The sequence below is a fragment of the Vibrio nigripulchritudo genome (genome assembly GCF_027924785.1).
GTDB lineage: Bacteria > Pseudomonadota > Gammaproteobacteria > Enterobacterales > Vibrionaceae > Vibrio > Vibrio nigripulchritudo.
In genome coordinates, this window is the sequence record NZ_AP027049.1 from 1476521 (window position 1) to 1490045 (window position 13525).

At 45.6% G+C, this 13525-nt stretch carries 12 protein-coding genes; 11 read left to right on the top strand and 1 reads right to left on the bottom strand.

Annotated features, from left to right (window positions below; genetic code table 11):
- The first annotated feature begins 51 nt into the window (after nt 1-51).
- A complete protein-coding gene (locus tag QMG91_RS06975) occupies nt 52-387 on the top strand; it encodes a hypothetical protein (protein WP_281829922.1) in 336 nt (111 codons plus the stop codon).
- A gap of 2 nt (nt 388-389) precedes the next feature.
- Here the strand turns inward: QMG91_RS06975 and QMG91_RS06980 are convergent, their stop codons facing one another.
- Nucleotides 390-578 (bottom strand): hypothetical protein, encoded by a 189-nt coding sequence (locus QMG91_RS06980; protein ID WP_004401077.1) that lies wholly within the window; start codon nt 576-578, stop codon nt 390-392.
- Nucleotides 579-821: 243 nt separating this feature from the next.
- Between QMG91_RS06980 and QMG91_RS06985 the strand changes: the two genes are divergently transcribed.
- The 10 genes from QMG91_RS06985 (at nt 822) to QMG91_RS07030 (ending at nt 13522) form a co-directional block, all read left to right on the top strand.
- On the top strand, nt 822-1112 hold the full coding sequence (locus QMG91_RS06985) for a hypothetical protein (protein WP_022595624.1): 291 nt from the start codon (nt 822-824) through the stop codon (nt 1110-1112).
- Between the two features lie 361 nt (nt 1113-1473).
- A complete protein-coding gene (locus QMG91_RS06990; protein WP_004401075.1) occupies nt 1474-2646 on the top strand; it encodes an HD domain-containing phosphohydrolase in 1173 nt (390 codons plus the stop codon).
- A gap of 68 nt (nt 2647-2714) precedes the next feature.
- A complete protein-coding gene (locus QMG91_RS06995) occupies nt 2715-3200 on the top strand; it encodes a GNAT family N-acetyltransferase (protein WP_022550983.1) in 486 nt (161 codons plus the stop codon).
- 540 nt (nt 3201-3740) lie between these two features.
- Nucleotides 3741-6629 (top strand): pyridoxal phosphate-dependent class III aminotransferase, encoded by a 2889-nt coding sequence (locus tag QMG91_RS07000; RefSeq protein ID WP_281829926.1) that lies wholly within the window; start codon nt 3741-3743, stop codon nt 6627-6629.
- Nucleotides 6630-6644: 15 nt separating this feature from the next.
- Entirely contained in the window at nt 6645-7898 is a 1254-nt protein-coding gene (locus QMG91_RS07005) for a carboxynorspermidine synthase (RefSeq protein WP_022592929.1), read from the top strand.
- Nucleotides 7899-8006: 108 nt separating this feature from the next.
- The gene (nspC, locus tag QMG91_RS07010; RefSeq protein ID WP_281829929.1) at nt 8007-9140 is read left to right on the top strand and encodes a carboxynorspermidine decarboxylase; all 1134 of its coding nucleotides are present in this window, start codon (nt 8007-8009) and stop codon (nt 9138-9140) included.
- A gap of 134 nt (nt 9141-9274) precedes the next feature.
- A complete protein-coding gene (locus QMG91_RS07015) occupies nt 9275-10294 on the top strand; it encodes a LacI family DNA-binding transcriptional regulator (protein ID WP_022607007.1) in 1020 nt (339 codons plus the stop codon).
- A 382-nt stretch (nt 10295-10676) separates the two neighbouring features.
- Nucleotides 10677-11654: an ABC transporter substrate-binding protein gene (locus QMG91_RS07020; protein ID WP_004401069.1), complete on the top strand. Its 978-nt coding sequence runs from the start codon at nt 10677-10679 to the stop codon at nt 11652-11654.
- Between the two features lie 76 nt (nt 11655-11730).
- Nucleotides 11731-12768, top strand: coding sequence for an ABC transporter permease subunit (locus QMG91_RS07025; protein WP_004401068.1), 1038 nt, complete (start codon nt 11731-11733; stop codon nt 12766-12768).
- Complete coding sequence (locus QMG91_RS07030; protein ID WP_022592932.1) at nt 12761-13522, top strand: ATP-binding cassette domain-containing protein; 762 nt, start codon at nt 12761-12763, stop codon at nt 13520-13522. Before QMG91_RS07025 ends, QMG91_RS07030 begins: the two co-directional genes overlap by 8 nt.
- The last annotated feature ends 3 nt before the right edge of the window (nt 13523-13525 follow it).

Sequence of the window (13525 nt, forward strand, 5' to 3'; positions counted from 1 at the left end):
CAGAGCAATCTGGGCTATTTTTTTATGATCACCGGAAATCATGGAGGCAATATGCCAATAGCTATTTGCTATGCACGACAAGAGGTTCTGGAAGCATTAAAAGCATCACCGCTTATAGAAATGTGGGCTCAATGCTCGCAAAAAGATGCCGAACATATGACGGTTAATTTCATAAAGTGTGAGTATCAAAAAGGGAATCCGTACAAAATACTTGTTGATTTGACGTTACCTTCGCTATGGAATCAAACCAGTCGAGATGCCTTAGCACTTGGGTTGTCTCAAGCTTTGTCAGTAAAAGCGGGGGTATCTGAGACAGAGCTATTAATAACAGTCAATGTCATTGAATCGGGCTGTGTGGTGTCCAATGGTCAGATTGAGACCTGGTAGACCTAGACCACTACCTCATGAAATTTTGGGTCATCCCTGTCCAGCAAAATCTTGGAACCATCTTTAAAGGTATAAAGCTTTCGTGTGGATGTGATGTATTCCGACTGTTTTGCTTTCAGCACCGTTTTTAAAACCAGTGTTAAGCCATCTGAAAAGTCATCAACTAACTCATCTGCAATTGTTTTCTGCATTGTGATTTTCTGTAACCTTTTGAATAGGCATAGACTAACGTTTGTACCTTATAAGAGCAATCTCAGAACACCATTCCCTTAGCACACATCAATTCTATCTGCTTACCTGTCCATTCTCATATTTGCTTATCCCAAGACTTTGTTTCACTAATGAGACGGTTGTTGAAGTCTGATGGGGAAATGGCGAAATTACGTCTAAAGTAGTTTAAGGAGGAGTTTATCTTTGTTGATTCGGAGGTGAACATGGCTGTTTCCCCAAAACACAATGACATTGGCAAACACTACAATCCTGATCAGGATTTCAGTAACGATCAAAGACACCGTTTTACTGAAATAGCGAACAGGGCTGCGGAGCGACGTGCTCAAAAAAACGCAGTCGGTAGTAGTGCCGCTTCACATAAGCAACCCCAACCCAAAGCTAAAACTCACAAGAGAAAGAAAACCTTCTTCTCAGGTTTAGCCAGAGCGGCTATCTGGTCTGCCGTTCTGGGTCTGACCTGGCTATGGGTGATCTTTATGACTGGGGGCTACTAGCGGCATATTTCAATCCCGCTCATATTTCACAATAAATCTTATACCCAAGTAACCTCAAGATACTAGGTTCAGCGAGAATTAATTGGCTTTCAGACAAGGCACCGATTTGATGATCTAGTGGTTCTAAATCAAGAATCGGTAAAGCAGTATGAAAGCCAGTTAAACTCGCCCTTGGGAGCCCATATTCTGTCCCATTTCCTCGGCAAAGAACTTGGAAATGACTCGTCATTCCACTGCGTTCTTTTTCTTGAACTGAAACAGAATATGAGGCTCTGAATCCTGTATCTTGAGGTCACTTGGGTATATTAATGGTTTCAGTGTTCTATACTGCTATTAGACGTTTATAGAGCAGGCACACACCATGGCAATTCCTAACGAGATAACGGAAGAAGAGATCCAATACGAATCATTGGGTGACTTCTTCCAAGATTTCCGTGAAGCGCATGAAAAATGCGAGGTTATTCTGATCGATCTGGAACACAGACCAGACGATGTCGATTTATTGAATGGCTTGTTTCGTGTAGTGCACACCATAAAAGGCAATCTGGTGTATGTCGGGTTGGTATCAATCACTCCATTGATGCAAAGCTTGGAAGATCTCCTCGATTATATTCGTAAAGGGCATCTGTCGTATGACAGCATCTTGTGTGATGTGATTTTGCTCTCCTTGGATAAAACGAAGCAGATGGTCGAAGCAAGGCTTGATGGACGAGAAAGTCCTCTGGCTTCGGATGTTTTAGATAAGATTTGTGAAGACATCAGTTTAGTGGCTGATGTTTCTGCCAAGAAACAAGTCAAGCTGATTAACGATGTGTTACTACTGCTCGACCCTTCAGCTCAGATTACAGAAGTACCTGATGATGGAGTCACATCCAGTGAAAGTAATGAATCTGAGCAAATAAGAGAGAGTTACCAAGAAGAACTGCTTGGGATGTTAACTCAACATGGAATTGAAATAGACGACGATATTCGGTTTTATTCCAGTATGGTTCAGCCTCTTGAAGACAGAAGTAAATACTGGCACGGGCGAACTCTCAGACAACTGTTTCTGAGCATGGAAATGAACAGAGTTGCCGGAAACCCCGTTGACCCTTCCCAGTTGGCAGTTGCTGTTATGCTGCACGATGTCGGTATGTCCTTCATGCCATTAGAAATGCTTAACAAGAAAGGCACGATTACTTCCAGTGAACGTGAAATTTTGCATCACCATCCATATTCTGGATATCTGCTTCTCAACGAGTCAATTCGTTGGCACGATGCGGCGGTAATGATACTCCAGCATCATGAACAAATGGATGGTTCTGGTTACCCTAATCACCTAAATCAGGATCAGATATGCGATGGTGCAAAAATCTTAAGCATCGCTGATACGTTTGATGCCAGAACCCATGAAAGAGCCCACCATACTTTGCTCAAGCGACCACTTGTCCGATGTATTGTCGAGATCAACAATTACAAAGACAAGCAATTTGATGCGCGTTGGGTCAATGTCTTTAATCAGGTTGCCAAGCAACATTTCAAATCAGATTCTTAACATTCGTTAATGGATAACTTTCTCTATCTGGGTATAGTTTTGTCTCATACCCAGTTTGAGGAAGCACCATGGATGTTTCATTGATGACCCGTCAGGACTTCGAACTGTTCTGGAATACTTTTCAGGAAATCGTTCGTGCAGAAGAAACCTACGCTTTTGACCCCGACATAACGTTTGAAGATGCTTACTCATTGTGGGTAGAGAACACCACCGCCACGTTTGTGTTTAAAGAGAACGGTACTGTTTTAGGGAGTTATTATCTCAAGCCTAATGCAGCTGGGCCGTCCAATCATATTTGCAATTGTGGGTACATGGTGGCTTCCAGTGCCCGAGGAAAAGGATTAGCAACACAAATGTGCCTTCATTCTCAGGCTCATGCAAAAAAGTCCGGCTTTTTAGCCATGCAATTTAATTCTGTGGTTTCTACCAACGAGAGTGCGGTTAAATTATGGGAAAAATTAGGCTTCAATATTATTGGGGTCATACCTGATGCATATCGCCATAAAAAGAAAGGTTTTGTTAGTAGTTATATTATGCATAAGGTACTGATTTAAAATTGTAACCTATGTATTTCTCTTGCGGTCTAAAGGGTTGAATATATACGACATGAGAATGAGATTTTTATAAGTAATATTATTGTTAATAACCAAATGTAAAAACCGTTGCGCTCCATAATAATCTAGTATATTCTCCGCGCTAATCTCGAAGAGCGTTTTGGGGGATACGCACAGTGACCATTCAAGCTGATTGTGACACTGTGTAGGGTAGGTACTGATTGGTTCTTCAATCAGTAGATGGGAAGAAAATGCCATAGGACTGGTATTGTTATAGGAAGCCCAACATGACTAACTTAACTTCAATTTTTAAAATCAGCTTCGTACTTCCAAACTGCAGTATCATTACTGAACCTTGATACGTCGCACATTTCTCTATTAGCACACTTTGCTAAATCCTTGCCTTTGTTTGCATGACAAACACAGGTTGCTTTCTATTGCTTTTCTAATACGCCAAAGATCTATTTTGCGTTAATGAAAGCGAATCTTTGCTATTCAAAATCAATAATTTGAAATGGCGCTATTTAAAGGTTTTTTGCGATGAGCACAGCTTTTGAAATGGACGCATCACGCTCCAATACACCTTTCTCATCTGTTGTTCCTGGGGTTGAAGGCGTCTATGACCTGACTCCAGACCAAGTATTACTCGACCAAGAACAACATGAGTCGGAAGTACGTTCTTATCCGCGTCGTTTACCAATCGCCATTAAGCGCGCATATGGTGCATTGGTGGAAGATACCCGTGGACAAATTTTCCTAGATTGCCTTGCTGGTGCAGGCACACTTGCGATGGGTTATAACCATCCCGAGATTAATCAAGCACTAAAAGATCAACTAGACTCTGGTCTTCCGTACCAGACTCTTGATATCACAACGAAAGCCAAAGACACCTTCATCAAACGTGTTAAAGCGTTTCTGCCCGAAGAGTTTGCCAAAAATTCCGCCATTCAGTTCTGTGGTCCCTCTGGTGCCGATGCAGTAGAAGCGGCGATCAAGCTGGCGAAGCAAACCACCGGTCGCAACACCATGTTCGCATTCCGAGGTGCTTACCACGGAATGACCAATGGCACTATGGGCATGATGGGTAACCTTGGCACCAAAGCGCGTCGCACGGGTTTGATGTCTGACGTTCACTTTATGCCGTTTCCATACAACCTACGCTGCCCGTTCGGTTTGGGTGGTGATGAAGGTGCAAAAGCCAGCATTCGCTACATGGAGCGTCTGTTGAATGATGACGAAGCGGGCATCATGAAGCCAGCTGCGATAATCGTTGAACCTGTACAAGGCGAGGGGGGGGTAATTCCTGCTCCGGCATTCTGGTTGCGCGAACTGCGTCGCCTTTGTGATGAGCACGGTATCCTGCTGATTTTTGATGAAATCCAGTGTGGTGTCGGTAAATCTGGTTACCGATTTGCGTTTGAAGAATCCGGTATTTCTCCAGACATTCTCTGCTTGTCTAAAGCAATTGGTGGCGGTTTGCCGATGTCTCTGCTTGTTTTCAACAAAGAGATCGACACTTGGAAAGCGGGTGAACATACAGGTACATTCCGTGGTAACCAACTCGCAATGGTTTCAGGTGCAAAAGCGCTGGAAATCATTGAGCGCGATAACCTTGTTGAACATGCAAATATTGCGGGTCAATACCTTCGTCTTGGATTAGAAAGAATCCAGAAGCGAGTGAAGTGTATTGCAGAAGTTCGTGGCAAGGGGTTGATGTTGGGTGTTGAAATCCAGAACCCTAATGGCGAGAAAAACAAATTCGGCGAGCCAGTTGCAGACGGCGACCTTACACTCGCAATTCAACGAGCAGCGCTTGAGCGCGGTTTGATGGTTGAGAAAGGTGGCCGTGAAGGTTCGGTGATTCGTTTCCTACCACCTCTTATCATCTCGTTTGAGCAAATCGATTTTGCACTACGAGTGATTGAAGAAGCGATGTTAGTGGCTGGTGGCGGTCTGAAAGATGAAACGCCAGAAGAAAGTGAATGGCAAAAGCATTTTATCCAGACGGGTGAAACCGGTGCTGATGAGTTTGCTTCAGTAATGAATCATACAACCAAAGCCATGAAACAGTTGTTCGAGCAAGTGGACAAGCCATACTCAGGCATGGACCCAAAACTGCTTGAAGCCCAAATCAATGGGGTGAATCTGGATGCGTCGAACGAAAGCCTGAAAGACGTTATCACTGGTGCAACCGATCTGGTTGCTAAGAATGCGATTTTCACGCAACACCCTAATTGTATTGCCCACCTTCACACGCCTCCTCTGATGTCAGCGGTAGCTGCAGAAGCGATGATCGCGGCACTGAACCAATCAATGGATTCTTGGGATCAGGCCTCCTCTGCCACTTATGTAGAGCAGAAAGTCGTGGACTGGTTGTGTGAACGCTATGAGCTAGGTAAAGAAGCTGACGGTATCTTTACAAGCGGTGGTACACAAAGCAACCAAATGGGTTTGATGCTGGCACGTGACTGGATTGCAGACAAACTCAGTGGTCACTCCATTCAAAAGCTTGGTTTGCCAGACTATGCTGACAAACTTCGCATTGTTTGCTCAGCTAAAGCACACTTCACCGTGCAAAAATCCGCATCTTGGATGGGGTTAGGTGAAAAAGCCGTACTGCCTGTTGATGCATTGCCAAACGGCACTATGGATGCGACCAAGCTAGAGGAAACCATTGAGCAAGCCAAAGCAGAAGGTCTGATTCCATTTGCGGTAGTGGGTACTGCTGGCACAACCGACCACGGTGCGATAGATGATCTGAACATCATTGCCGATGCTGCAGCAAAACACGAACTTTGGATGCACGTTGACGGTGCCTACGGTGGCGCATTGATCCTGAGCAGCCACAAGGCGCGATTGTCGGGCATTGAACGTGCAGATTCAGTGAGCGTGGACTTCCACAAATTGTTCTATCAAACAATCAGTTGTGGTTCTCTATTGGTGAAGGATAAAGCGAACTTTAAGTTCTTGCTTCACCATGCGGATTACCTTAACCGCGAACACGATGAGCTGCCTAATCTGGTCGACAAATCCATCGCAACAACCAAGCGTTTTGATGCATTGAAAGTCTTCATGACTATGCAAAACGTGGGTCCAAAAGCGTTAGGTGATATGTATGATCATCTGCTTGAGCAAACACAACAAGTGGCGGATCTGGTTCACCAACGTAAGGGCTTTGAATTGCTCTCAGAACCTGCATTGTCAACGGTGCTATTTCGAGTAACCAATAACCAGGTTGATGAGCTGTGTAAGTTGAACCAGAAGGTGCGAATCGAAGCTTTGGTTCGCGGCATTGCAGTATTAGGTGAGACCACGGTAAACGGTCAGTCAGCGCTGAAATTCACAATTTTAAATCCGTGTCTGGCTCTGTCAGACTTCGAAAAACTATTAAACGACATCGACCAACTAGCGGTTGAACTAGCGAAATAATAAGGGACAAGAATAATGGCAATTCTTCAAATTGGTGCAGGCGGCGTAGGTTGGGTAGTCGCACACAAAGCGGCTCAGAACAACGACGTGCTGGGTGATATCACCATTGCTTCACGTACCGTAGGCAAATGTGAGAAAATCATCGAATCTATTCAGAAGAAAAACAACCTGAAAGATCCATCCAAGAAGCTGGAAGCTCGTGCAGTAAACGCAGACGATGTCGACGCTCTAGTTGCACTCATCAAAGAAGTACAACCCGATCTAGTGATTAACGCAGGTCCTCCTTGGGTGAACATGACCATCATGGAAGCGTGTTACCAAGCGAAAGTCTCATACCTTGATACATCCGTTGCCGTAGACCTTTGCTCTGAAGGTCAGCAAGTACCAGAAGCGTACGACTGGCAGTGGGGTTACCGCGAGAAGTTCGAAGAAGCGGGCATTACAGGTATTCTGGGCGCGGGCTTTGATCCAGGTGTTGTATCTGTATTCGCTGCTTACGCAGTGAAGCACCTGTTTGATGAGATTGACACCATCGACGTAATGGATGTAAACGCAGGTGACCACGGTAAGAAGTTTGCCACTAACTTCGATCCAGAAACTAACATGCTAGAGATCCAGGGCGATTCTTTCTACTGGGAAAACGGCGAGTGGAAACAAGTTCCTTGCCACTCTCGTATGCTTGAGTTTGATTTCCCGAACTGTGGTTCGCACAAAGTTTACTCGATGGCGCACGACGAAGTACGCTCAATGAAAGAGTTCATTCCAGCAAAGCGCATTGAATTCTGGATGGGCTTCGGTGATCGTTACCTGAACTACTTCAATGTTATGCGCGATATTGGTCTGTTGAGCCCAGAACCACTGACTCTGCATGACGGCACGGTTGTCCAGCCTTTGCATGTACTTAAAGCGCTATTGCCAGACCCAACGTCTCTTGCGCCGGGTTACACAGGCCTAACGTGTATCGGTACTTGGGTTCAGGGTAAGAAAGACGGCAAAGAGCGCAGCGTATTCATCTACAACAACGCTGATCATGAAGTCGCGTACGAAGACGTTGAGCACCAAGCTATCTCTTACACCACAGGTGTACCAGCCATTACTGCGGCGCTGCAATTCTTCCGTGGTGAGTGGGCAGACAAAGGTGTGTTCAACATGGAACAGCTAGACCCGGATCCGTTCCTTGAAACCATGCCTTCTATTGGTCTTGACTGGCATGTACAGGAACTGGAAGCAGGGCAGGGACTTCCTAATATTCACGAACTGAAAAAGTAAGAACCTAGCTCAGGCTAATCTTGAATTTACTAAAGCCGATGCCACTGCGTCGGCTTTGTTCGATTTTAAAGTGCTTTATTTGTTAATAAGGCACGCAAGGTACTAAGAATGCAAAAAAGCGAACTGAAAACCCCGTACTTCATGATCAATGAAGATAAGTTGATTGCAAACCTAGAGAAAGCCAAACAACTGAAAGAGATTTCCGGAGTGAAGTTGGTACTGGCACTCAAGTGCTTTTCTACTTGGGGTGTGTTTGACATCATCAAACCTTACTTAGATGGAACGACAAGCTCGGGTCCATACGAAGTCAAACTTGGGCACGAAACGTTTGGTGGCGAAACGCATGCCTACAGCGTGGGTTATAGCGAAGACGATGTTCGTGAGGTCGCCGACATCAGTGACAAGATGATCTTCAACTCACAAAACCAGCTGGCGGCATACCGTCATATTGTTGAAGGCAAAGCTTCAATTGGTCTGCGTTTAAACCCAGGGGTGAGTTACGCGGGGCAAGATTTAGCAAACCCGGCGCGTCAGTTTTCTCGCTTAGGTGTCCAAGTTGACCACATCAACCCTGAAGTGTTCGATTCCATTGAAGGTGTAATGTTCCACATGAACTGTGAGAACAAAGACGTTGATGCCTTTATCGGTCTGCTGGATTCCATCTCAGAGCAGTTTGGTGAATACCTGAATAAACTGGATTGGGTCAGCATGGGTGGTGGGGTGTTCTTCACCTGGCCAGGTTATGACATTGAAAAACTTGGCTTGGCACTGAAGGCCTTTTCTGAAAAACACGGTGTTCAGATGTATCTGGAGCCTGGTGAAGCGATCATTACGAAAACGACTGACTTGGTAGTAACGGTTGTGGATGTCGTTGAAAATCAGAAGAAGACAGCGATTGTTGATTCAGCAACTGAAGCTCACCGTCTGGACACGCTCATCTACGACGAGCCTGCGTCAGTTTTAGAAGCGTCTGAAAATGGTGAACATGAATATGTCATTGGTTCATGCTCTTGTCTGGCCGGTGACCAGTTCTGTGTCGCCAACTTTGACCAGCCACTCGAGATTGGGCAGAAACTGCATATCATGGACAGTGCCGGTTACACCATGGTGAAACTCAACTGGTTCAATGGGCTTAAGATGCCTTCAATTTACTGTGAGCGTTCCAATGGTGACATTCAGAAACTGAACGAGTTTGACTACTCTGATTTCAAACGTTCTTTATCTCAGTGGTCTGTTTCTTAGGTCTAGATAAAAAAGAATACCTAAATAGGGCGAATACGTGGCGTATTCGCCCTTTTGTTATCTTCTCTATTGACTCGTGTAAAGATTACTGAAAAATTCATCTTAGGAAGATGATTAACGTGATAAGGAAGTGCATGTCGAGTAAACCCTCTAACGCTGTGACCATGACGGACGTTGCTAAATTAGCCGGAGTTTCTCGTGCTTCTGCTTCCAAGTATTTCAATGGAGACATGTCTCTTAAGCCTGCGACCATTCAGCGCATCCAAGCGGCTTGTGAAGCCTTGCAATACGTGCCCAATCAGCACGCTGTAAACTTGGTAAAAGGGCAAAGCTCGCTAATTGCTGCTGTAGTGCCTTCCACTACCGATAGCTTCTATTCCGATACGCTGAAACACATTGAAGATTTCGCTAACGAGAAAGGTCTGAACCTGATTGTGCAGAGCACCCATGGTGATGCAGAACGAGAGCGCAAAATCATTCAGTCGCTTCGCAGCTTGAAACCCAGAGCATTGATTTTAGTGCCGACGGCAAGTGATGAGGCGTCGGTACGTTTTTTCGAAGCACTGCGTCACGATATACATATCGTCTGGCTGGATAACTGTTTGTTGGAAAACGCGAGTTATGTGGTCAACGATAACCGACACAGTCTGGAAATCATCTGTGATTATTTCCTGGAAAAGGGCATTCATCCTTTCTACCTGGATGTGCCCAAAAAGCTTGAAAAACCGTCTATTACCACTCGTAGAAAAAGTTATAGCGACCGAATGAAAGAAGCTGGTTTGGAGCCTAGATTCATTGTGGATGAAGAATCAGACATCACCTGGCCAGACGCTGCGTACGGACACACGATGATCTTTAAGTGGCTGCAAGAAACCGACTGGGCGAATGAGAAATGCGGCATTATTTGCATGAATGACAACATCGCAGTAGGCGCATTAAGTGCGTTAAACAACGCTGGGGTAAAAGTCGGGAAACAGGTTTTGCTGGCAGGACACGATGACATTGAACTCGCGCCATTTTTGACTCCACCCCTGACCACTGTGAAGCAAAGTTGCAGTCAAATGGCGAGGGCGGTGGTTGATGCGGTGTTGGAGCCGGAGATTATTCGAGAAGTCACCATTCATTCCCGTTTAGTGAAGCGTTTGTCTGCTTAGTTGAGGTTTAAAGTAACGATGTGATCTTGTCAAAGATCTTCTTATTTTTCCTCACGCTACAGAATGTTTTTCCTAAAAATAAAAGCACTTTACTTCCAAAATTGTTAGCTTTTTTTATCCAATAATTTAATTCTTTTAGTTTTAAATTAATATAAAACAATGAGTTAGCTTTTCTCCTTCTACTCTTATTCACAAAACTGTTCACTAAATCACCTTTCTCATTTTTGATTCTGTACACGTGTCAAAATATAACATAGGGTTAACTTTAACGAATCGGTTAGAGAATTGGGCATCTGGAAAAAGATCCAAAAGATAGGAAGCGTTTCTTTTTTACAGCCATGTTATGCCCGTGTCATCCCATCTGATACAAGGAAGGAAAACGATGAAACATACCGTGAAAGTTGCCACCCTGACAGCGATTCTGGGTTTGGCTGCAATGTTCAGCCAAATGACAAATGCTGCTGAGAAACTCAAGCTTGCCCTAATCCCCGGGGTTGTTGATCCATTTTATTTCACCATGCACAGAGGCGCGCAACACGCAGCAGATGCCATTGGTGCTGACCTGGCATTTCAGGTTCCGCGCGAGTGGAACACCACCGCTCAAGTGCCTATTTTGAACGCCATCATCGCCAAAAAACCAGATGCGATTTTGATTTCTCCTGTCGATAAACAACAGTTGATTGCACCGTTAAAACAAGCCGCTGACGCGGGTATCCGCGTGATTACAGTAGATACATTCATTGATGACGGAAACTATCAGGACGGAAGTGGTCCAGGCGATTTTGTCGACAGTTATATCGCATCCGACAACGTGCTAGGTGGTCGAATTGCTGCCCGAGCGCTGGCGAAATCCATTGGTTACAAAGGCAAGGTGTACGTTGCCAGTGTGAAACCTGGCATTTCCACCACTGACCAACGCGCGGAAGGCTTTATGGATGAGATGAAGCGCTGGCCAGATGTAGAAGTTCTGAAGATTCAGTACAACGAAGATGATTCCAACAAGTCAGCTTCACAACTTCAGGCAGTCTACGCACGTAATCCAGACCTTGCAGGTGTGTTTGGTGCCAACACGTTTTCTGCGTTGGGTGCAGCCGAAGGTGTGAAGAAGCTGGGTAAAGTGGGCGAGATTAAGGTAGTGGCATTTGATGCATTGCCAAGAATTGTTCAGGACATTAAAAGTGGTTTGGTCGACATTGCCGTCGCTCAGCAACCTGCCACCATGGGTTACTACGGTGTCATGACTGCCCATGCGTTGTTAACAGGTCAGGCAGTACCTACTCATATTGGAACTGGGTTTGTGGTGATGGATAAATCGAACATCGATTCACCAGACATCCGTAAATACGTGTACTCCGACTAAAGAATCGCAGGGCAGGCGCGTCCTGCCCTAAGTCAGCATTCTAATTACAAACCTAAATCCATAGATAGGTATTTTTATGTCTAGTGTTCCATCTACCACAAAGGCAGAGGAGTCGTCTGCTCAAAATTCAGGATTTTCCTGGCTGGAGTGGTTGAGCAAAGCCTGGCCCTGGTTATTTTTAACTTTATTACTACTGTTTTTTGAAGTGTGGTCTCAAGTGATGTTTGACACTACATTTCTGGGCAACAGCTTCACATTGCAAAGTATTGCTTTATTTGCTGCTGCCCCATTGTTACTGGGTATTGGTCAAACCTTTGTGATCATTGCGGCAGGCATCGATTTGTCGCTCGGATTCATCATGGGTTTTGCCTCGGTCATTATGGCCGCTACCATGAATTTGATGCCAGCGGATACCTTTATTGCACTGATAGTAGGGTTCGGTGCAGCGCTGTTGGCATCCTTTATTCCCGGCGTCATCAATGGCACCCTGATTGCGAGGCTTGCTATCCCGCCGTTTATAGGAACATTAGGCATGTATGGTGTTGCAAGGGGGATGGGGTTCATTTTTGCTGACGGCACTACGGTCCCAGTCAACAATAGCTATCTGTATGCTTTTGGTAATGGGAAATTATTAGGCATTCCTTATCCGGTTTTACTTGCCATCGCGGTGCTTATTCTAGCGCATTACCTGTTATCTCAAACCAAGTTCGGGCAATACACTTACGCGATTGGTGGTAATCGCAATGCGGCGATTCGCTCAGGCATTAAAGTCAAACGCCAACTGACCTGGGTATATATTCTTGCTGCTTTATGTGCAGGTCTAGCAGGCGCCACTTACACAGCCCGTTTCTCTGCTGGGGCAGCGCAGGCCGGCGAGCCTATGCTTCTCGATTCCATTGCGGCTGTGGTGATTGGAGGTGCCAGTTTGTTTGGCGGCTACGGCACTGTTATTGGCACATTGATCGGAGCATTGATCATCGCCGTTATCCAGTTTGGCTTAGTGTTTATTGATGTTGAGCCATTCTGGCAGTTTGTGGCGGTTGGTGTGGTCATCATAGTTTCAGTGTTCATTGACCAGTCGAAATCTAAGCTGACAGGAGGTCACGATGAATAGCGCTGAACAAGCAAAGCCCATCCTGTCGGCGTCTAATCTTTGCAAAACCTTTGGGGGCGTCGAAGCGCTAAAACAGGTGTCGTTTGAAGTTCGACCTGGCGAAGTTATGGCATTGGTGGGGGATAACGGAGCGGGTAAGTCCACCCTGATTAAGACCTTGTCTGGTGTGTACATTCCCGATAGCGGCACCATGACTTACCAAGATGAGGATGTCGCCTTCGAAGACCCGTCGCAAGCGCGAAGTTCAGGGATTGAAACCATCTATCAGGATTTGGCATTAGCCGACAATCTGGATGTGGGCAGCAATATCTTTCTTGGTCGGGAACCCAAAACCAAGCGATTAGGGGTGTTTCCCGTATTGGACAGAGCCTACATGACCAAGGTGGCTGAAGAGGTCATCAAGCCACTCGATATCATCATTCCAAAAGCCTCACTGAAGAAACCCGTGCTCAGTTTGTCGGGTGGACAGCGACAGGCGATTGCCATTGGGCGAGCGGTGTACTGGCAAGCCAAGGTACTGATTATGGACGAACCCACAGCGGCACTGGGCGTACCCGAGCAGCGCAAAGTGATGGAGCTGATTTTGAAGCTCAAAGAGCAGGGCGTCGCCATCATTCTTATCTCTCACAACATGAATGATGTGTTTGCGGTGTCAGACAGAATTACCGTTCTTCGCCGAGGGCAGGTTGTTGGTGTACGAGAAGCGAAAGAAACCAACAGCGAAGAGCTGGTGCATTTAATGGTTGCAGGTTAAGGA